General features: G+C 45.3%; 1 protein-coding gene. It reads left to right on the forward strand.

Going from position 1 to position 26,280, the window contains the following annotated elements; genetic code table 11:
- The first annotated feature begins 303 nt into the window (after nt 1-303).
- Nucleotides 304-26,277 carry a Calx-beta domain-containing protein gene (locus tag ACZZZW_RS14395; RefSeq protein WP_463494339.1) on the forward strand — a complete coding sequence of 8,658 codons (25,974 nt, stop codon included), beginning with the start codon at nt 304-306 and terminating at the stop codon, nt 26,275-26,277.
- The last annotated feature ends 3 nt before the right edge of the window (nt 26,278-26,280 follow it).

The raw sequence follows: 26,280 nt of genomic DNA on the forward strand, positions 1-26,280 counted from the left end.
AACACTTTCAAAAACCTGTCTAATTACTAGCAAACGCAATTTACTGATGATAAAAATCAAATTCGGAACTTTTTGTATTTTAAATACGACATTTTTTGGGCGGGAGGTAAAAATTATGATACGGAATAATATATCTTTGCGGCTTGAAATGAATGGAATGAACAAAATTTCAAAATTGTTTTAAATTTTTTCATTTTTTTTAAAACCATAGGTTTTGAGATTACGTAGGTAACGCTGATAACCGACAAATAACTATTGCAAATTGCATCATTCCAAGTGATGTAAGTCCCTAGTATCCCGTGTATGAATAAAAATTTACTCTCTTCGCGTACCCCTGCGCGAAATTTTTCGAGGACTAACAATAATTTAGCGAGCTTTTTCGGTAAATATTTTGTGCAGTTACTGATTTTAGCCGTTTTACTTCTTTTTACAAATTTGAATTCAGCATTTGCCGATGGTAGTAAGGATTTATATCCTGGAACAGCCGCTGCAAATCAAGGTAGGGCTAAATTAAAAGCAACAACATCCACAGCATCTTCATCATTTCCATATCCAAATTTAGGTATTCATTATGTGTATGCTAAGCCAGATGAGACTATTACAATGGCTTCAAGTGCGATGTTATTAGGAACCTCATCAACTATTAAGCTTACCAGGCCAGATGGAACGGTGACTACTTACACTCCTGATGGTACTACTGGTTTAATTCCGGATAGGGCAGGGGAGGTTGCAGGGCCAAGACGATCAAATCAGGCTGTTGGATCGAGTAGGTATTTACCAATTTATTACAAAGTGCCAACCGGTGGTGCGGCTGGTATTTATAAGGTTGAATTTGTTGGTCCGGGTGGGGAGGGAGCTACAGGAACGGATAGGCAAGAAGTGAAATATGATAGTTGGACACAAGCTACAACAGGGTCAAGCGTTGCAAGTGGTACCTCAGGTGCTTTAGCTTGTATTTCGGCATGGGATGTTTCTGTTGTTAATGCAGCAAATAGCGGATTAATAACAGGCAGGGTATATACTAATGTGCTTAATTTGGACATACCTAATACTAATTCTTATGGGTTTTACGGTGTATTATATATTTTGACTAAGGATGGTTATATCTATAAAGTTAATAATAATGGCAATAACGGCTTAGGCTTTACATTTTTTGTTAATAATAAAGGATTTATTAATTCAAATGATGACCCTTTGTATAGTAGTGTTGCTCAAACAGGCTTAAGTTCTACTGCTATTGCTGCTCAATCCAAAAATCCATTGGTTGATGATTCCCCAACAAGTATTACTCATAAGATATTTTACACCTTACCTAATTCTAGTACAACAGATAAATTGCCCGCAAGTTCCACTGGTGCTGTACCTGGTGGAAGTACTTGGTTATTAAATCCACCAACACCTCCCACTATTTCAATGGTAGAAGTAACTGGTGTGGAGGGACAGCCAAATCAGGTAAGTAGCAAAGGTGGTATTATTTATTATACTTCTCCTTCTGCAGGGAGATATACTGTTACAATTGAAAGTACTGTACCATCGACAAACCCAAACTATTTCGTAACCAGGATTATTAGTGGAAGTGGCTTTGCTGGAAGAAACCCTGTTCAGTGGGACGGGAAGGATGGTGCAGGAAATAAATTACCCCCTGGCTCTGTACCTGCTAAAGTAACTGTTCAGCTTCAAGGGGCTGAAGTTCATTTTCCTTTTATAGATATGGAGGAAAACCCTGGTGGAACTATTATTCAATTATTGGATGTAACTAATCCGGCTGTAGTCACTACTGATCGGGTTTATTGGCGTGATCCATTTACAACTGGGGGTACGCCTCCGGCTAATTTAGACAGGAGTCAGTTTAATACTGCTACTCCATCTGGAGGTTCTCCAAGCGGTGTATCTTCAACTGCACATTCCTGGAGTACAGATTATGGTAACAATAGAGGAATGGATACATGGAGTTTTATTATTGGTCAATCTGTCTCTGCAAATCAAAATATTATTGTTAAAGAAGCAGATTTACAAGTTGTAAGTGTAACTCCTTCAGCAACTACCGTTGATTTAAATGGTACGGTAACCTATACCGTTGTTGTAAAAAATAACGGACCAAGTGATGTGGTTACTGCTCCATTTGGATTTAATGCTCCAACTGGTTTTCAAGTCGTATCTGCAACACCATCTTTTACAACAGGTGCAACGGCAAATAATCCGGCCATTACCTCCAATACATTTAAATCAAATTTGGACATGGCAAATGGAAGCACTGTGACTTATTCAATTGTGTTGCGACCTGTTGCTGCTTCAACAGCCGGATTAGGTTATACGGTTGAAGCTACTATATTGCGGCCTGCCGATGTTACTGATCCGGATGCAACTAATAATGCCACAACAGGAACACCAACTGATCCATATGCAGAGTGTACAGGCTCTTCAACACAAGGAACAGGTTCTGCGCCTTTAAATCCTTATAAGTGTAATAACATAACTGCAAATAGCGGAGTTACGGTAAATAACTATGTAAGTATTGTTGCTACCACCCCTAATACAGCAGAGGGAAGTGCAACCCCTGGCGTATTTACGATTAGCATACAAAATGCGAATGCAAATCCAGTTACGGTTAATTATAACATTACGGGCTCAGCCAACAATACTTCAGATTACTCTACAATAACCGCTTCGGCAATAATCCCTGCTGGGAGTATTTCTGTGGTAGTAAATGTAAATCCTATAGATGATGTGGTGGCTGAAGGAGTTGAAAATGTCTCCCTTACGTTAACATCTGCAAATAATGGGGTTTTGATTACTACAACACCTGCTAATGCTACAGCTACAGTAAATATCTCTGATAACGATTTTGCCACTGTTGCCATTACGCCAACCGTTTCGGTAGGAGAGGCGAACGGACCTGCTACATTTACCGTTACCTTAACAGGCGCGGTACAGAACGCTTTTACGGTTACTTACTCAACTGCAAATGGTACCGCAACCGCTGGATCGGATTATACGGGATCAACCAACGCGACAATCAGCTTCCCGGCCAACTCGGCAAGCGGGGCTACCCAAACAATCAGTATCCCGGTGATCAATGACAATATTGCCGAGGCTGATGAAACTTTTACGGTTACGTTGAACGGCACTAGCATCGGTACTCAGGTTACTATTCCTGCTGCCACATCAACAGGAACGGCAACGATCATAGATAACGACCGTCCTGTTGCGACATTGAGCGGTGATGCCACAGTTACCGAGGGAACGAATGCTGTTGCCAACTATACCGTAACGCTTACAGGAGCTGCGAATACCACTTTGAGTTCAGCGGTTACCATTCCTGTATCGGCTGTTGCGGGTACTGCCCAGCTAACAAGCGACTACAGCAATGTACCTGCAAGTGTAACATTTGCTGCTGGTACGGTGCTTAACGCATCTGGCATTGCCACACAGGCATTCACGGTCACAATCGTAAACGACAATATTTCTGAACCAACAGAAAACTATACGGTTAGCATCGGTACGCCTACTGGCCCTGCCTCACTTGGTACAACCACCTCTCAGATTACCACTATAAACGATAACGATTTTGCCACTGTTGCCATTACGCCAACCGTTTCGGTAGGAGAGGCGAACGGACCTGCTACATTTACCGTTACCTTAACAGGCGCGGTACAGAACGCTTTTACGGTTACTTACTCAACTGCAAATGGTACCGCAACCGCTGGATCGGATTATACGGGATCAACCAACGCGACAATCAGCTTCCCGGCCAACTCGGCAAGCGGGGCTACCCAAACAATCAGTATCCCGGTGATCAATGACAATATTGCCGAGGCTGATGAAACTTTTACGGTTACGTTGAACGGCACTAACATCGGTACTCAGGTTACTATCCCTGCTGCTACATCAACAGGAACGGCAACGATCATAGATAACGACCGTCCTGTTGCGACATTGAGCGGTGATGCCACAGTTACCGAGGGAACGAATGCTGTTGCCAACTATACCGTAACGCTTACAGGAGCTGCGAATACCACGTTGAGTTCAGCGGTTACCATTCCTGTATCGGCTGTTGGGGTTACGGCCCAGCTAACAAGCGATTACAGCAATGTACCTGCAAGTGTAACATTTGCTGCTGGTACGGTGCTTAACGCATCTGGCATTGCCACACAAGCATTCACGGTTACAATCGTAAACGACAATATTTCTGAACCAACAGAAAACTATACGGTTAGCATCGGTACGCCTACTGGCCCTGCCTCACTTGGTACAACCACCTCTCAGATTACCACTATAAACGATAACGATTTTGCCACTGTTGCCATTACGCCAACCGTTTCGGTAGGAGAGGCGAACGGACCTGCTACATTTACCGTTACCTTAACAGGCGCGGTACAGAACGCTTTTACGGTTACTTACTCAACTGCAAATGGTACCGCAACCGCTGGATCGGATTATACGGGATCAACCAACGCGACAATCAGCTTCCCGGCCAACTCGGCAAGCGGGGCTACCCAAACAATCAGTATCCCGGTGATCAATGACAATATTGCCGAGGCTGATGAAACTTTTACGGTTACGTTGAACGGCACTAGCATCGGTACTCAGGTTACTATCCCTGCTGCTACATCAACAGGAACGGCAACGATCATAGATAACGACCGTCCTGTTGCGACATTGAGCGGTGATGCCACAGTTACCGAGGGAACGAATGCTGTTGCCAACTATACCGTAACGCTTACAGGAGCTGCGAATACCACGTTGAGTTCAGCGGTTACCATTCCTGTATCGGCTGTTGGGGTTACGGCCCAGCTAACAAGCGATTACAGCAATGTACCTGCAAGTGTAACATTTGCTGCTGGTACGGTGGTTAACGCATCTGGCATTGCCACACAAGCATTCACGGTTACAATCGTAAACGACAATATTTCTGAACCAACAGAAAACTATACGGTTAGCATCGGTACGCCTACTGGCCCTGCCTCACTTGGTACAACCACTTCTCAGATTACCACTATAAACGATAACGATGCTTCATCGATAGCGATCAACAATATTACTGTTGCGGAAGATATTTCTACAGGTTTGTCTACTTTTACTATTACTTTAACAGGAGCGGTACAAAATAGTTTCACAGTAAACTATAACACTGCTGATGGTACAGCCGTTCAGCCTGGAGATTACACGGCTAAAACAGGAACAATAACTTTTCCTGCAAATGCCGCTAGCGGTGCAACGCAAACCTTTACCGTGCCGGTTATCAATGACAATATTATTGAAGGAAACGAAAACTTTTCGGCTACGCTTTCGGGCATTACCGGACCAACCACAATTGCAGTAGCTACAGGTACGGCTACAATAACCGATGACGATGTGGCGGCCATCACTGTTGCTGCAACAGACGGAGCTGAACCTGGTACGAACGGCTCGTTTGTTTTCACGATGAGCAAGGCAAGTGCTACCAATACCACCATTACGTACACTGTTGGCGGAACTGCCACCAATGGTACCGATTATACCACTATCCCTGCAACTGCAACAATCCTGGCTGGCCAGACCACTGTTAGCGTTCCTGTTACGGTGACCAATGACCAGATTGTAGAGGGCACTGAAACAGTTGTACTGACTTTCACAGCTGCAACGAACAACCCGAACATCACGGTAACCCCTTCAAGTGCCACGGTTAACATTGCCGATGACGATGTGGCGGCCATCACTGTTGCTGCAACAGATGGAGCTGAACCTGGTACGAACGGCTCGTTTGTTTTCACGATGAGCAAGGCAAGTGCTACCAATACCACCATTACGTACACTGTTGGCGGAACTGCCACCAATGGTACCGATTATACCACTATCCCTGCAACTGCAACAATCCTGGCTGGCCAGACCACTGTTAGCGTTCCTGTTACGGTGACCAACGACCAGATTGTAGAAGGCACTGAAACAGTTGTACTGACTTTCACAGCTGCAACGAACAACCCGAACATCACGGTAACCCCTTCAAGTGCCACGGTTAACATTGCCGATGACGATGTGGCGGCCATCACTGTTGCTGCAACAGATGGAGCTGAACCTGGTACGAACGGCTCGTTTGTTTTCACGATGAGCAAGGCAAGTGCTACCAATACCACCATTACGTACACTGTTGGCGGAACTGCCACCAATGGTACCGATTACACTATCCCTGCAACTGCAACAATCCTGGCTGGCCAGACCACTGTTAGCGTTCCTGTTACGGTGACCAACGACCAGATTGTAGAGGGCACTGAAACAGTTGTACTGACTTTCACAGCTGCAACGAACAACCCGAACATCACGGTAACCCCTTCAAGTGCCACGGTTAACATTGCCGATGACGATGTGGCGGCCATCACTGTTGCTGCAACAGACGGAGCTGAACCTGGTACGAATGGCTCGTTTGTTTTCACGATGAGCAAGGCAAGTGCTACCAATACCACCATTACGTACACTGTTGGCGGAACTGCCAACAATGGTAACGATTATACCACTATCCCTGCAACTGCAACAATCCTGGCTGGCCAGACCACTGTTAGCGTTCCTGTTACGGTGACCAACGACCAGATTGTAGAAGGCACTGAAACAGTTGTACTGACTTTCACAGCTGCAACGAACAACCCGAACATCACGGTAACCCCTTCAAGTGCCACGGTTAACATTGCCGATGACGATGTGGCGGCCATCACTGTTGCTGCAACAGATGGAGCTGAACCTGGTACGAACGGCTCGTTTGTTTTCACGATGAGCAAGGCAAGTGCTACCAATACCACCATTACGTACACTGTTGGCGGAACTGCCACCAATGGTACCGATTACACTATCCCTGCAACTGCAACAATCCTGGCTGGCCAGACCACTGTTAGCGTTCCTGTTACGGTGACCAACGACCAGATTGTAGAGGGCACTGAAACAGTTGTACTGACTTTCACAGCTGCAACGAACAACCCGAACATCACGGTAACCCCTTCAAGTGCCACGGTGAACATTGCCGATGACGATGTGGCGGCCATCACTGTTGCTGCAACAGACGGAGCTGAACCTGGTACGAACGGCTCGTTTGTTTTCACGATGAGCAAGGCAAGTGCTACCAATACCACCATTACGTACACTGTTGGCGGAACTGCCACCAATGGTACCGATTATACCACTATCCCTGCAACTGCAACAATCCTGGCTGGCCAGAGCACTGTTACCGTTCCTGTTACGGTGACCAACGACCAGATTGTAGAGGGCACTGAAACAGTTGTACTGACTTTCACAGCTGCAACGAACAACCCGAACATCACGGTAACCCCTTCAAGTGCCACGGTGAACATTGCCGATGACGATGTGGCGGCCATCACTGTTGCTGCAACAGATGGAGCTGAACCTGGTACGAACGGCTCGTTTGTTTTCACGATGAGCAAGGCAAGTGCTACCAATACCACCATTACGTACACTGTTGGCGGAACTGCCACCAATGGCACCGATTATACCACTATCCCTGCAACTGCAACAATCCTGGCTGGCCAGACCACTGTTACCGTTCCGGTTACGGTGACCAATGACCAGATTGTAGAGGGCACTGAAACAGTTGTACTGACTTTCACAGCTGCAACGAACAACCCGAACATCACGGTAACCCCTTCAAGTGCCACGGTGAACATTGCCGATGACGATGTGGCGGCCATCACTGTTGCTGCAACAGATGGAGCTGAACCTGGTACGAACGGCTCGTTTGTTTTCACGATGAGCAAGGCAAGTGCTACAAATACCACCATTACGTACACTGTTGGTGGAACTGCCACCAATGGCACCGATTATACCACTATCCCTGCAACTGCAACAATCCTGGCTGGCCAGACCACTGTTACCGTTCCGGTTACGGTGACCAACGACCAGATTGTAGAGGGTACTGAAACAGTTGTACTGACTTTCACAGCTGCAACGAACAACCCGAACATCACGGTAACCCCTTCAAGTGCCACGGTGAACATTGCCGATGACGATTTAGCTACCGTAAGCATCTCTGCAACACCAACAAGTTATGATGAAGCTAGTGGCAATGCAACATTTACAGTTACCTTAAGCAAAGCGATTCAAAATTCTTTCACTGTTGATTATGCAACTGCAGATGGTACAGCGAAAGCAGGCACAGATTATACAGCTAAAAATGGCACCATAACTTTCCCTGCGGGATCAGCAGCTGGTGCTATTCAAACCTTTACCGTTGCCATTACAAACGATAATGTAGTTGAGCCAAGTGAAACTTTTTCGGCAACGTTGAGTAATCCGACAGGAAACATAGTTACAATTGCAACTGCAACCGCTACGGCAACCATTACCGATAATGATACTTCAGTAGCCACAATTACTGCAGGTACCGCCGGTAATGAAAATGGACCGGTTAACGGAACGTTCAATGTAACTTTGAGCAATCCATCATCAACCGATACGCAGATTACCTATACATTAGGTGGAAGCGCAACTGAGGGTAGCGATTATACTGCCATTACAACCAAAACCATTACCATTCCAGCTGGTCAAACCACAGGAACAATTACTATACCTGTTAAAACGGATTTAGTAGTAGAAGGCACAGAAACGGTTATTGCCAATCTTGTTTCTACCAATAGCGCTTTGGTAAGTATCACTACTGCACCTGCAGATAGAACAGCTACAATTAATATTCTTGATAACAATACTGCAACGGTAAGCATTTCTGCAACACCAACCAGTATTGATGAAGCAACTGCAACCGCAACTTTTACAGTTACTTTAAACGCTGCCGTACAAAATGCATTTGATGTTAATTATACCACAACAAATGGTACTGCAATTGCCGGCTTAGATTATACTGCAACAAGTGGAACATTAAACTTCCCTGCCAATTCTGCAGCGGGTGCTACTAAAACTTTCACTGTTCCGATCATTAACGACAATACAGTTGAACCGAGCGAAACGTTTAATGGTACGTTAACTAGTGTAACAGGAAATTTAGTAACCATTGCAACTGGCAGTGCTACAGTAACCATAACCGATAACGATACATCGGTAGCTACAATTACCGCAGGTATTAATGGCAATGAAACTGGGCCGATAAAAGGAACATTTACCGTAACATTGAGCAACCCGGCATCTACCGATACACAGCTTACTTATGTGTTAAGTGGATCGGCCACTGAAGGAAGTGATTATACCACTATCACAACCAAAACCATTACCATTCCAGCTGGTCAAACCACCGGAACAATAACCATTGATGTTTTAGCAGATGCACTAACCGAAAATACAGAAACGGTAATTGCAACTTTAGGCACCTCAAATAATGCAGTAACAGTAAATACGGCTCCTGCCAGTATCAATATTATTGATGCGAATACCTCGAGCATAAGTATTTCTACCACGCCTACAGTAAACGAGTCAAATGGTACAGCAACTTTTACTGTAACCTTAAATAATGCTGTTCAAAATGCTTTCAGTGTAAATTATAGCACAGCTGATGGTACTGCAACAGCAGGATTGGATTATACGGCTACAACCGGAACGTTAAACTTCCCTGCAAACGCTGCAGCAGGAAGTACCTTAACTTTTACTGTTCCGATAAACAATGATAATATTGCCGAAGCAAATGAAACCTTTACTGCTACATTAAGCGGTATTACAGGTGGGGTAGTGGTAATCAGCAATGCTACCGCTACTGCAACCATTGTAGATAACGATGCTGCAACAGTTTCTATTTCGGCAGGTACAGCTGGTAACGAAAACGGACCTGTAAACGGTACGTTCACTCTAACTTTAAGTAATCCATCATCAACAGATACGCAAATTACCTATACATTAGGTGGTAGCGCAACTGAGGGTAGCGATTACTCAACTATTGTTACGAAAACCATTACCATCCCAGCAGGGCAAACTACCGGAACGATAACCATCCCAGTATTAACCGATAACCTGGTAGAAGGAACAGAAACCGTAGTAGCCACCCTGGTAGCTACAAACAGCGCATTGGTAACAGTAACACCAACACCTGCTAATAAAACGGCAACAATTAACATTGCCGATAATACCACTGCTACAGTAACCGTAGTGGCTACCACCAATGGAGCGGAACCGAATACACAAGGTTTATTTACCTTTACATTAAGTAACGCATCTACAACTGATACACAGCTTACTTATACCGTAACCGGAACAGCTACAAGCGGAACAGATTATACCTCGATAGGTACAACAGTAACCATCCCGGCCGGACAAACCACTGTAACCGTACCTGTTTTGGTACAGGATGATACTTTTGCAGAGTCGACAGAAACGGTGATTTTAACATTAGCAGCTGCGACCAATAATTCGGCTATTACCGCAAGCACCACTCCTGCAACTGTAAACATTAGCGATAACGACAATGCAACAGTTGCCGTTAATAATGTAACCGTAGTAGAAAATGCAGGCAATGCAATATTTACAGTAACCTTAACTGGTAACGTACAAAATGCATTTACAGTAAATTATACAACAGCCAACGGAACAGCCCTCGCAGGTACCGATTATACCGCAACAACTGGTAGTGTAACCTTCCCTGCCGGATCGATAAGTGGGGCAACACAAACTTTCAGCATTCCGGTTGCGAATGATAACATTGCCGAACTCGCAGAAACTTTCACGGTAACATTAAACAGTGTACGTGCAGGTTCGGTGGTAACAATACCTGTGGCAGGCGCAACAGGAACGGCAACCATTACTGATGATGATGCTGCAAGTGTAGCCATTAACAGTGTTTCTGCTTTAGAAAGTGATGGTAACATGACTTTTACAGTAACTTTAACGGGAAATGTACAAAATGCAGTTTCGATTAATTATACCACTACCGATAACACTGCAATAGCAGGAGCAGACTACACCGCTAAAACTGGTGTGGTTACTTTCCCTGACGGATCTGTTTCTGGTGCTACACAAACCATAGTGATCCCGGTTACGGATGATAACATTACCGAAAGTCCTGAAAGCTTTAAAGTAACTTTAAGCAATGCAACTGCTCCGGTTACCATAACGCAAGCTGAAGGAATTGGTACCATAAATGATAATGATGCAGCAACAGTTAGTATTTCTGCTACGCCAACAAGCGTTAATGAGGCAAATGGTACTGCAACATTTACAGTAACTTTAAGCAACGCTGTTCAGGCTGGTTTTAGCGTAAATTATGCCACATCGAACGGAACAGCTACATCAGGCAGCGATTATACGGCAACAAGCGGAACATTAAACTTCCCTGCCGGATCGGCCGCTGGCACAACCCTAACCTTTACCGTTCCGATTATAAACGATAATATAGTAGAGTTAAACGAAACATTTAACGCTACAATAAGTAATGTATCTGGTAATTTGGTAAGCATTGCAACCGCTACTGCAAGCGTAACCATTACCGATAACGATACTGCGGTGGCCACCATTACACCAGGCACAGCAGGTAATGAAAATGGACCTGTAAACGGTACATTTACAGTAACCTTAAGTAATCCATCATCAACCGATACGCAAATAACCTATACTTTAGGCGGAACGGCTACGGAAGGAAGCGATTACTCAAGCATTGTAACCAAAACCATTATCATCCCGGCAGGGCAAACTACCGGAACGATTACCATTCCGGTATTAACCGATAATATTGTAGAAGGTACAGAAACTGTGATTGCTACATTAACTGCCACAAATAATACGGCGGTAACGGTGAGCAATAGCCCTGCAACCATTAACATTAACGACAATACCACTGCCACTGTATCGGTTGCGGCAACTGCAGATGGTGCTGAACCAACTGTACCAGGCAGATTTACCTTTACCTTAAGCAATGTATCTACAACAGATACTCAAATTACTTATGCTGTAAGTGGCAGTGCTACCAGCGGACTGGATTATACTTCAATCGGCACAACGGTAACTATCCCTGCCGGACAAACCACTGCAACAGTTAACGTTCAGGTATTGGAAGATAACATTGTAGAGGGGAACGAAACCGTAGTTATAACCATGAACGCGGCAACAAGTAATCCATCGGTTACTGCAAGTACTAATCCGGCAACTGTTAACATTACCGATAATGATACTTCTATTGCCACCATTACGCCTGGCACTCCTGGTAATGAAAATGGACCTGTAAACGGAACATTTACCGTTACGTTAAGTAAACCATCATCAACAGATACGCAAGTTACCTATACTTTAGGTGGCACAGCGACTGAAGGAAGTGATTACTCAACCATCGTAACCAAAACCATTACCATTCCGGCAGGCCAAACCACCGGAACGATTACCATTCCGGTGTTAACCGATGCAATAGTAGAAGGTACAGAAACCGTAATTGCAACATTGGCTACCACTGGCAATCCATTGGTAACAGTGAGCAATACGCCGGCAAGTATCAATATTCTTGATAACAATACGGCAACGGTGAGTATTTCTGCTACCCCAACAAGTATTAACGAGGCAGCTGGAATGGCAACCTTTACCGTAACTTTAAGTGCAGCAGTTCAAAATGCATTTACAGTAGATTATGCTACAGCTAACGGAACTGCAACTGCTGGTGCGGGATTGGATTATACTGCAACAAACGGAACCTTAACATTCCCAGCGGGATCTGCCGCCGGAACAACCTTAACATTTAACGTTCCTGTGAACGATGATAACCTGGTTGAGCCAAGCGAAACATTAACTGCTACATTAAGCAACCCAACTGGCGGTTTGGTAACCATTGCAACAAGTTCGGCTACTGTAAGCATTACCGATAACGATACTTCGGTTGCAACCATTACTGCCGGTATAAACGGAAATGAAACTGGCCCCGTTAATGGAACATTTACCGTAACCTTAAGCAATCCATCTTCTACAGATACGCAGATTACCTATACTTTAGGTGGAACGGCAACTGAAGGCAGCGATTACTCAAACATTGTTACGAAAACCATTACCATCCCGGCAGGTCAAACCACCGGAACAATTACCATTCCGGTATTAACTGATGTCTTTACGGAAAGTATTGAAACGGTAATTGCTACGCTCACCGCTTCGGGCAACCCATTGGTAACGTTTAGCGCAACACCTGCAACAATCAATATTCTTGATGCCAATACGGCAAGTGTAAGTATAGCTACCACACCTACAGTAGATGAAGGTGCCGGTACAGCAACATTTACAGTAACCTTGAATAATGCAGTTCAGGATGCATTTAGCGTTAATTATACCACTGCAAATGGTACTGCCCTTGCAGGAATAGATTATACTGCTACAACCGGAACATTAAATTTTCCTGCAAATGCAGCAGCCGGAACAACTTTAACATTCACTGTTCCGATTAACGACGATAACATTGCCGAGCCATCAGAAACCTTTACCGCAACATTAAGCGGTATTACTGGTGGAGTGGTACTAATTAGCAATGCCACAGCAACGGCCACTATTGTAGATAACGATGCCTCAGTAGCTACCATTACAGCTGGTACCCCAGGAAATGAAAACGGACCTTCAAATGGAACCTTTACCGTAACATTAAGCAAACCATCATCAACTGATACACAGCTTACCTATACTTTAGGCGGAACAGCAACCGAGGGTAGTGATTACTCGACTATTGTTACCAAAACAATCATTATTCCTGCCGGACAAACCACCGGAACGATAACCATTCCTGTATTAACCGATAATTTGGTAGAAGGTACAGAAACTGTTATTGCAACCTTAACTACATCAGGTAATCCACTGGTAAGCATAAGCAATACACCTGCTACCATTAACATTGCCGATAATACAACAGCAACGGTAACTGTAGCAGCCACCACAGATGGGGCGGAGCCAGGCACACCAGGTTTGTTTACTTTTACTTTAAGTAATGTATCAACTACTGATACGCAGATTACTTATACCGTAACCGGAACAGCAACCATCGGCTTAGATTATACTGCAATTGGTACCACAGTAACCATCCCGGCCGGACAAACCACCGCAACGGTAAGTGTACCGGTACTGAACGATAACATTGCTGAAGGTACAGAAACGGTTATTTTAACCATGACTGCTGCAACAAACAATGCGTCAATTACGGCAAGCAACAGCCCTGCAACGGTTAACATTACGGATAACGATACCTCAGTTGCCACCATTACCCCAGGCACACCTGGTAACGAAAACGGACCTGCAAACGGTACATTTACTGTAACGCTAAGCAACCCATCATCACAGCCAACAACTATAACGTATACGTTAAGCGGAACAGCGGTTGAGGGCAGCGATTACTCAACCATTGTTACCAAAACATTCACCATACCAGCCGGGCAAACCGTTGTAACGATTACCATTCCGGTATTAGCCGATAATTTGGTAGAAGGAACCGAAACGGTTGTTGCTACTTTAATTACTTCAGGCAATCCGTTGGTAAACGTAAGCAATACACCTGCAACCATTAATATTGATGACAATACCATAGCAACTGTAACGGTAGCTGCAACAACCAATGGCGCAGAACCTGCAACACCAGGCTTGTTTACCTTTACGCTAAGCAACGTATCTACAACCGATACACAGATTACTTATGGCGTAACCGGTACAGCAACAAGTGGAACAGATTTTACGGCGATTGGTACTACGGTAACTATCCCTGCCGGACAAACCACTGCTACTGTGAGTGTGCCGGTACTTGATGATAACATTGCCGAAGGTACAGAAACGGTTATCTTAACCATGATTGCCACTACCAGCAATGGCGCAATAACGGCAAGTACAACACCAGCTACAGTTAACATTACCGATAACGATACCGCTGTGGCCACAATAGCCGCAGGAACAAACGGTAATGAAAATGGCCCTGCAAACGGAACATTTGTGGTAACGTTAAGTAATCCTTCAGCGCAGCCTACCACCATTACGTATACTTTAACAGGAACGGCAACTGAGGGAAGTGATTATGCTGGCATAGTAACCAAAACCGTTACCATCCCTGCCGGACAAACCACTGCTACCATTACCATCCCGGTATTAACCGATAATTTGGTAGAAGGAACAGAAACAGTTATGGCTACATTAACTGCTTCTACAAACCCACTGGTAACGGTAAGCAATAGCCCGGCTAGCATTAACATTACAGATAATACTACCGCAACAGTTAACGTTGCAGCAACCGCAAATGGGGCAGAGCCAGGCACACCTGGTCAGTTTACTTTTACCTTGAGTAATGTATCTACAACAGATACGCAGATTACGTACTCGGTAACCGGAACAGCCACCAGCGGATTGGATTATACTTCAATTGGTACTACCGTAACCATCCCGGCAGGCCAAACAACGGCCACCGTAAGCGTGCCGGTATTGAACGATAACCTGGTAGAAGGAACTGAAACGGTAATATTAACCATGGCAGCAACAACAGGCAATGCTTCTATTACCACAAATACAACACCAGCTACAGTTAACATTACTGATAATGATACCGCAATTGCGACCATTACACCAGGAATAACCGGTAATGAAAACGGCCCTGTTAACGGAACATTTACAGTAACCTTAAGTAATCCATCATCAACCGATACACAGATTACGTATACTGTTGGCGGAACAGCAACCGAGGGAAGTGATTACACGCCAATTGTAAAAACCATTACCATTTTGGCCGGTCAAACTACCGGAACCATAACCATTCCGGTATTAACTGATGCCGTGGTAGAGGGAACAGAAAACGTAGCCATTACATTGGCAGGTACAAATAATCCGTTGATTAATGTAAACACTACGGCTGCCAGTATCAATATTCTTGATAACAGCACAGCATCTGTAAGCATTTCTACCACTCCGGTGATAAATGAAAACGCAGGAACAGCAACCTTTACCGTTACCCTAAGTGCAGCGGTACAGAACGCGTTCAGTGTTGATTATAAAACAACAGATGGTACAGCAACAGCAGGTTTGGATTATACCAATGCAACCGGAACTTTAACCTTCCCTGCAAATTCACCAACTGGAGCAACATTAACATTCACTGTGCCAATTAACGATGATAATATTGTTGAAGGATCAGAAACTTTTGGTGCTACCTTGAGCAACTTAAGCAGTACCTTGATAAGCATTGCAACGCCAACAGCAAATGTTACCATCACCGATAATGATACCGCTGTAGCCAGTATTGCAATGGGTTCTAACGGTAATGAAAGTGGTCCGGTTAACGGAACATTTATTGTAACCTTAAGTAATCCATCGGCTACCGATACGCAGATTACTTATATATTAGGTGGTACAGCAACCGAGGGTAGCGATTACACAACTATTGTAACCAAAACAATTACCATTCCTGCAGGTCAAACTACCGGAACGATTACCATCCCTGTTATTGTAGATGCAGTAGCAGAAAGTATCGAAACTGTTGTAGCTACCTTGGGTACAACAAACAATCCAGCGGTTACAGTAAATGCAACACCTGCAAGCATCAACATCCTTGATGCCAACACGGCCAACGTAAGTATCTCAATCAATGCGGCAAGCATTCCTGAATCAGTTGGTACGGTTACGTTATCCGTATCGTTAAATATTGCAGTTCAGAACGGCTTTACAGTTGATTATGCAACAGCAAACGGCACAGCCCTATCAGGATTGGATTATACAGCAACTAGCGGAACTTTAACATTCCCTGCAAACTCACCTGCAGGTACCGTGCTTAATGTAGTTATTCCAATTACAGACGATAACCTGATAGAAAGTTCAGAAACATTTAATGTTGGATTAAGTAATGTTGTAGGCGCTGATGTAGCCATTGGCGCAAGTCCGGCTACAGTAACCATTGCCGATAATGATAGCGCTGTTGCTACCATTACAGCAGGTACCAATGCAAATGAGAATGGCTTGGTTAATGGTGTGTTTAATGTAACATTGAGCAACCCATCGGCTACACCAACTACATTAACATTTACCTTAACCGGAACTGCAACAGAAAGTGCCGATTACAGTGCAGTTACCAAAACCATCATTATTCCTGCGGGAGCAACCACAGGTACCATTACCATTCCGGTGATGGCAGATGCATTGGCCGAAGGTACTGAAACAGTAATTGCAACGTTAACCGCATCAAGCAATCCGGTAATTACCATTAACAATACACCGGCAACAATCAATGTGATTGATGCAGATGCTGCAACCGTAAACATTTCTACCACACCGGTAATTAATGAAAATGCAGGCACGGCTACGTTTACCGTAACCTTAAATAATGCTGTTCAAAATAGCTTTAGTGTAAATTATGCTACAGCCAATGGTACTGCAAATTCAGGATTGGATTATACCGCAACAACAGGAACATTAACTTTCCCTGCAAATGCTGCGGCAGGATCTACCTTAACGTTTACTGTTCCGATTAACGATGATAATTTGGTAGAACCAGCTGAAACTTTTAGTGCATCATTAAGTGGTGTAACAGGAGGGGTGGTTACCATTGGTACATCGCCAGCAACCGTAACCATTACCGATAACGATACCTCGGTAGCCAGCATTACTGTGGGTACAAACGGAAACGAAAGTGGTCCGGTAAACGGAACATATAATGTTACCTTAAGTAATCCTTCATCAACAGATACACAAATTACCTTTACGGTTGGTGGCACTGCAACTGAAGGCGGCGATTATACCACGATTACCAAAACCATTACCATCCCGGCAGGTCAAACCACTGGTACGATTGCTATCCCGGTAATTAGCGATAACATTGTAGAAGGAAACGAAACTGTTATTGTTACATTAACCAATACCAATAATCCTCTGGTAACCGTAAACAATACACCAGCAACAATCAACATTCTTGATAACAATTCGGTAACGGCAAGTATATCAGTAATACAAACCAGTGTAAACGAAGCTGCCGGAACAGCAACCTTTACCGTAACCTTAAGTGGTGCGGTGCAAGATTCTTTCAGTGTAGATTATACCACAGCTGATGGAACTGCAGAAGCAGGACTTGATTACCTGGCCACCAGCGGAACATTAACCTTCCCTGCAAATTCTGCAGCTGGTGCAAGTTTAACCTTTACCGTTCCGATTATCGATGATAATATTGTTGAGGGTGATGAAATCTTTAACGGTATCATCAGTAACGTAACCGGCGGTTTAGTAACCATTGCAAATGGTACCGCTCCGGTAACCATTACCGACAACGATTCATCGGTAGCTACCATAACTGCCAGAACAAACGGAAGTGAAAACGGACCAGTAAACGGAACATTTACCGTAACGCTAAGCAACCCGGCTTCAACAGATACCCAGCTTGCTTATACTTTAGCAGGTACTGCGATTGAGGGTAGTGATTACACCACAATTGTAACCAAAACCATTACCATCCCGGCAGGCCAAACCACCGGAACAATCATGATTCCGGTATTGCCTGATGCCATAGTAGAAGGAACAGAAACTGTTATTGCTACATTGGTAACATCTGGTAATCCATTGGTAAGCCTGAGCAATACACCTGCAACCATTACCATTGCCGATAATACCGAAGCAATTGTAACAGTAGCGGCAACAGCAGATGGTGCAGAACCTGCTACCCCTGGAAGGTTTACCTTTACGTTGAGCCAGGTAGCTACAACAGATACACAGATTACTTATACAGTAAGCGGAGCAGCAACCAGCGGAACTGACTTTACTGCAATTGGAAATACGGTAACCATTCCGGCTGGCCAAACCACGGCAACAGTATCGGTACCGGTATTGAACGATAATATTGTAGAAGGCACTGAAACGGTTATCTTAACCATGAACGCCACCACAAATAATGGTTCGATCATTGCCAGCACTACACCTGCTACGGTGAATATTACCGATAACGGTTCGTCAATTGCTACAATAACTGCCGTAACAAATGGTAACGAAAACGGTCCGGTAAACGGAACATTCACAGTTACGCTAAACAATCCGTCGGCTACCGATACACAGCTTAGTTATACCTTTACCGGTACAGCTACTGAAGGTGCAGATTACAGCACAATTGTAACCAAAACCATCACCATCCCTGCAGGTCAAACCACCGGAACCATAACCATCCCGGTATTGACTGATGCCTTGGTAGAGGGTACAGAAACAGTTATTGCAACATTGGTAACTTCGAGCAATCCTCAAATTACTGTGAGTAATGTTCCGGCAACCATTACCATTGCCGATAACAATACTGCCACGGTAAGTATTGCTACAGCAGCAACTGTTAACGAAGCAGCAGGAACAGCTACATTTACGGTAACTTTAAGTGCGGCCGTACAGAATGCATTTAGTGTAGCATATACCACTACTGATGGCACGGCCAAAGCAGGTTTGGATTACACCACTACCAGCGGAACATTAACATTCCCTGCCGGATCAGCTGCTGGTGCAACGTTAAGCTTTACCGTTCCGGTAAATGATGATAACATTGTTGAAACGAACGAAACTTTCGGTGCAACAATTAGTAATGTAAGCAGTAACCTGATCAGCATTGCCACAGCTACAGCAACCACTACCATTATTGATAACGACACATCGGTAGCTACCATTACCGCTGGAGTTGATGGTAACGAAAACGGACCGGATAACGGAACCTTTACCGTAACATTAAGCAATCCGTCATCAACTGATACGCAAATCACTTATACTTTAGGTGGTACAGCAACAGAAGGTAGTGATTACTCAACAATCGTTACCAAAACCATTACTATCCTGGCAGGGCAAACCACAGGAACAATTACTATTCCGGTATTAACCGATGCAGTGTTAGAAGGTAATGAGACGGTTGTAGCTACTTTAACTGCTTCTGCAAATCCGGCAGTAACAGTAAGTAATGTTTCAGCAAGCATTAACATTGCAGATAATAATGATGCAACGGTGAGCATTGCAACAGCTCCAACGGTTAACGAATCGGCAGGAACAGCTACCTTTACCGTAACATTAAGTGCAGCAGTTCAAAATGCATTCAGCGTTGATTATGCAACAAGCAATGGAACGGCAACAGCCGGACAGGATTATACAGCAACCAGCGGAACATTAACTTTCCCTGCAGGTGCTGCTGCCGGTGCAACCTTAACATTTACTGTTCCGATTAATGATGACAACACCGTTGAAACCAGCGAAACATTTAATGCAACCATTAGTAACGTAACAGGTAATTTGGTAACCATTGCCACAAACTCGGCAACAACTACGATTATTGACAATGATACTTCGGTAGCAACCATTACAGCAGGAACAGATGGTAACGAAAATGGCCCGGCAAATGGAACTTTCACCATTACGCTGAGCAAGCCATCTGCAACTGATACCAAGCTTACTTATGTACTGGCAGGTAGTGCAACTGAAGGCAGCGACTATAGCGCGATCGTAACCAAAACAGTTACCATCCCCGCTGGTCAAACCACTGCAATAGTTACCATTCCGGTATTGAGTGATGCACTTGTAGAAGGTACAGAAACTGTAATTGCAACGCTAACCGTTTCCGATAATCCTGTGGTAAGTGTGAGCAGTATTCCTGCGAGCATCAATATCCTGGATGGAACAAATGCAACTGTTACTGTAATGGCAACTGCTGATGGTGCTGAGCCAGCAACTCCTGGTCAGTTTACCTTTACTTTAAGCAATGTATCAACAACTGATACGAAGATTACTTATACGGTAACAGGAACAGCAACCAGCGGTGCAGATTATACAACAATTGGTACTACTGTAACCATCCCAGCGGGACAAAAAACAGGAATAGTTTCGGTGCCGGTACTTGATGATAACATTAACGAAGGAAACGAAACGGTGATACTTACAATGAATGCAGCAACAAATAATGCATTGATTACCGCAAGTACAACGCCTGCTACAGTTAATATTAGGGATAACCGTTCGCCAGTGGCAACCGCTCCGGCCATTACCACCAGCGAGGATAACCCTGTTAACGGCACCATTACCGCTACCGATGCAGACGGTGATCCACTTACTTTCACAGTGGCTACGCCTCCGGCAAACGGAACAGTTGTTGTAAACCCTGACGGTACTTATACGTATACACCGGCACCAAATTACAACGGTACCGATAGCTTTACGGTAACGGTAAGCGATGGAAAAGGTGGTACCACAACGGTAACCATCAACGTAACCGTAACTCCGGTTAACGATGCTCCGGTTGCCACGGCTCCAGCCATTGTAACCAATAAAAACATCCCGGTTAATGGAACCATTACCGCAAGTGATGTGGATGGCGATGCCCTTACTTTCACAGTAAGCACTCCACCTGCACATGGAACGGTTGTGGTTAATGCCGACGGAACTTACACCTACACCCCAGCCAACAACTACAGCGGCAGCGATGTGTTCACGGTAATGGTTAGCGATGGCAAAGGTGGTACAACCACGGTAACCATCAACGTAACCGTCAACCCGACCAATGTTGCGCCAGTGGTTTCTGCTCCGGCGGTTACAGGTAATGAGGATTCGCCAATAAGCGGAACCATTACCGCTACCGATGCAGACGGCGATCCACTTACTTTCACAGTGGCTACGCCTCCGGCAAACGGAACTGTTGTGGTAAACCCTGATGGCACTTACACATATACACCGGCACCAAATTACAACGGTACCGATACCTTTACGGTAACAGTAAGCGATGGCAAAGGTGGAACCACAACGGTAACAATCAATGTTATCATCATTCCGGTTAACGATGCTCCGGTTGCTACATCGCCAGCGGTTGTAACCAACAAGAACATCCCGGTTAATGGAACCATTACCGCAAGCGATGTGGATGGCGATGCACTTACTTTCATAGTAAGCATTCCACCTGCACATGGAACGGTAACTGTTAATGCCGACGGAACTTACACCTACACTCCGGCCAACAACTACAGCGGCAGCGATGTGTTCACGGTAACGGTAAGCGATGGCAAAGGTGGCACAATCACGGTAACCATCAACGTTACAATCAACCCGACCAATGTTGCACCAGTAGTTACTGCTCCGGCAGTTACAGGTAATGAGGATTCGCCAATAAGCGGCACCATTACCGCTACTGATGCAGACGGCGATCCACTTACTTTCACAGTGGCTACGCCTCCGGCAAACGGAACTGTTGTGGTAAACCCTGATGGAACCTATACGTATACTCCAGCACCAAATTACAACGGTACCGATAGCTTTACGGTAACAGTAAGCGATGGCAAAGGTGGAACTACAACGGTAACCATCAACGTAACCGTAACTCCGGTTAACGATGCTCCGGTTGCTACATCGCCAGCGATTATAACCAATAAGAACATCCCGGTTAACGGAACCATTACCGCAAGTGATGTGGATGGCGATGCACTTACTTTCACAGTAAGCACTCCTCCTGCACATGGAACGGTTGTAGTTAATGCCGACGGAACTTACACCTATACCCCAGCCAACAACTACAGTGGTAGCGATGTGTTCACGGTAACAGTTAGCGATGGCAAAGGTGGTACAACAACGGTAACCATCAACGTTACAATCAACCCGACCAATGTTGCACCAGTGGTTACTGCTCCGGCGGTTACAGGCAATGAGGATTCGCCAATCAACGGCACCATTACCGCCACCGATGCAGACGGCGATCCACTTACTTTCACAGTGGCTACGCCTCCTGCAAACGGAACAGTGGTAATAAATCCTGATGGAACCTATACCTACACTCCGGCACCAAATTACAACGGTACCGATACCTTTACGGTAACAGTAAGCGATGAAAAAGGTGGTACCACAACGGTAACCATCAACGTAACCGTAACTCCGGTTAACGATGCTCCGGTTGCCACGGCTCCAGCCATTGTAACCAATAAAAACATCCCGGTTAATGGAACCATTACCGCAAGTGATGTGGATGGCGATGCCCTTACTTTCACAGTAAGCACTCCACCTGCACATGGAACGGTTGTGGTTAATGCCGACGGAACTTACACCTACACCCCAGCCAACAACTACAGCGGCAGCGATGTGTTCACGGTAATGGTTAGCGATGGCAAAGGTGGTACCACAACGGTAACCATCAACGTTACAATCAACCCTACCAATGTTGCACCAGTGGTTACTGCACCAGCGGTTACTGGTAATGAGGATTCGCCAATCAACGGCACCATTACTGCTACCGATGCAGACGGCGATCCGCTGACCTTTACGGTTGCTACACCTCCTGCACACGGAACTGTTGTGGTAAATCCTGATGGAACCTATACGTATACACCGGCACCAAATTACAACGGTACCGATACCTTTACGGTAACAGTAAGTGATGGCAAAGGTGGTACAACCACGGTAACCATCAACGTAACTGTTACTCCGGTGAACGATGCTCCTGTTGCCACGGCTCCTGTGATTGTAACCAACAAGAACATCCCGGTTAATGGAACCATTACCGCAAGCGATGTGGATGGCGATGCACTTACTTTCATAGTAAGCATTCCACCTGCACATGGAACGGTAACTGTTAATGCCGACGGAACTTACACCTACACTCCGGCCAACAACTACAGCGGCAGCGATGTGTTCACGGTAACGGTAAGCGATGGCAAAGGTGGCACAATCACGGTAACCATCAACGTTACAATCAACCCGACCAATGTTGCACCAGTGGTTACTGCTCCGGCAGTTACAGGTAATGAGGATTCGCCAATAAGCGGCACCATTACCGCTACTGATGCAGACGGCGATCCACTTACTTTCACAGTGGCTACGCCTCCGGCAAACGGAACTGTTGTGGTAAACCCTGATGGAACCTATACGTATACTCCTGCACCTAACTACAACGGTACCGATAGCTTTACGGTAACAGTAAGCGATGGCAAAGGTGGAACAACAACGGTAACAATCAATGTTATCATCACTCCGGTGAACGATGCTCCGGTTGCCACATCGCCAGCGATTGTAACCAATAAAAACATCCCGGTTAACGGAACCATTACCGCAAGTGATGTAGATGGCGATGCACTTACTTTCACGGTAAGCACGCCACCTGCACATGGTACGGTTGTGGTTAATGCCGACGGAACTTATACCTACACCCCAGCCAACAACTACAGTGGCAGCGATGTGTTCACGGTAACAGTAAGCGATGGCAAAGGTGGCACAGCCACGGTAACCATCAACGTTACGGTTAACCCGACCAATGTTGCACCAGTGGTTACTGCACCTGCGGTTAAAGGCAATGAGGATTCGCCAATAAGCGGAACCATTACCGCTACTGATGCAGATGGTGATCCGCTTACTTTCACAGTGGCTACACCTCCGGCACACGGAACAGTTGTGGTAAACCCTGATGGAACCTATACGTATACTCCTGCACCAAATTACAACGGTACCGATACCTTTACGGTAACAGTAAGCGATGGAAAAGGTGGTACAACTACGGTAACAATCAATGTTATCATCACTCCGGTGAACGATGCTCCGGTTGCTACGGCAACTGCGGTAACCACTCCTCAGAATACGCCGGTTAACGGAGCCATTACTGCCAGTGATGTGGACGGTGATGCACTTACCTTTACGGTAACTGCACAGCCAGCGCATGGAACGGTTGTGGTGAATGCGAACGGTACTTACACTTATACACCAACAGCCGGTTACTCAGGTAACGATACCTTCACCATAACGATAAGCGATGGCAAAGGTGGCACCGTTACAGTAACCGTTCCGGTTACCGTAACCCTGGTAGCTGCACCTGCCATGAGCCTGACCAAAACGGCTACCAACACGGTAAGCAAAGTGGGCGATGTGATCAATTACAACATCATTGTAACCAACACCGGTAACGTAACTTTAACAAATGTTGCGGTAACCGATGCAGGAGCAGATGCAGGATCACTTACCCCTGCGGGCATAGCAAGCCTGTTACCTGGCAGCAGTGTAACGGTAACCGCAAGGCACACCGTTACCTTAACCGAGGTAAACGCAGGCACGTTCAGCAACCAGGCTTCTGCAACGGCACAGACCCCGGGCGGAAGTATTTTGAACAAACCTAAATCAGACGATCCGAACACAATTGCGGTTGATGATGCAACAGTAACGGTAATTGCTCCTGCCTCGATGATCACCCTGGTTAAAACCGGAACGGTGAGCACTGATGGAAACAGCATTACCTATAGCTTCAGTGTTAAAAACACCGGAAACGTAACGCTTCACATCATTACCCTTGTGGATGCCAAACTTGGATTGAACAGGGTGATCCCTGGTACACTGGCCCCTGGTGCAACGGTAACCGATAGCTATGTTTACCAGTTGACCCAGGCCGATAAAGATGCAGGAAGTGTAACCAACACGGCAAGCATTACCGGCCAGACCCCGGCAAATGTTGCGGTGAGCGATATTTCCGGTACGGCAGAAAACAACAATAACCCAACGGTAACCTTGATTCCGAACAACGGATCAGTCGCGCTCGTTAAAACATCAGTATTTAATGGAAATAAAGTAACCTATACATTCACCATCAAGAATACAGGAACCATTACTTTAAACACCATTACTTTAACAGATGCCAAACTCGGACTGAACAATAAAGTGATCACGGTAGCTGGCGGACTTGCACCTGGTGCAACCACAACTGATGTTGAAGTGTACACCTTAACTCAGGCCGACAAGGATTTAGGTACGGTAACCAACACCGCAACCGTAAATGCCAAAACACTTACCGGAGCCAGCGTAACAGATGTTTCAGGAACAGCAGAAACAAACAATACGCCAACGGTTACCACATTCCCTAAATCGCCGACAGCGGTTGATGATAAGGCACAAACGGTGGCCAATGCGCCAGTGGTGATCAGCGTGCTCAACAATGATGATCCAGGTAATTCTACCCTCGATAAATTGACTGTTGAGGTTGTAAATGCGCCTAAACATGGTACCATAAAAGTAAATGCAGATGGTACGGTAACTTATACCCCTGATCCTGGTTATGTGGGCGATGATGTGTTTACCTACCGCGTAAAAGATGCTTATGGATATTATACCAATGTGGCAACGGTAACTTTAACCGCCAACTTTACAGGCATTACCGTCCCTAACCTGTTTACCCCTAACGGCGACGGTATCAACGATGCCTTCGAGATCATCGGCCTTAACCAGTACCAGGTTAATGAACTGCAGATTGTGAACAGATGGGGCAATGAAGTGTTCCATGCCAAAGGTTACCAGAACAACTGGACGGGCGAGGGGTTGAATGAAGGTACTTATTACTACCTGCTGCGTGTTAAAAAAGCAGGAAGCGATCAGTATGAAGTGTTTAAAGGCTACATCACATTGATCAGGGCGTTTAAAAAATAAGAT

This window comes from Pedobacter sp. AC379 (genome assembly GCF_979258145.1).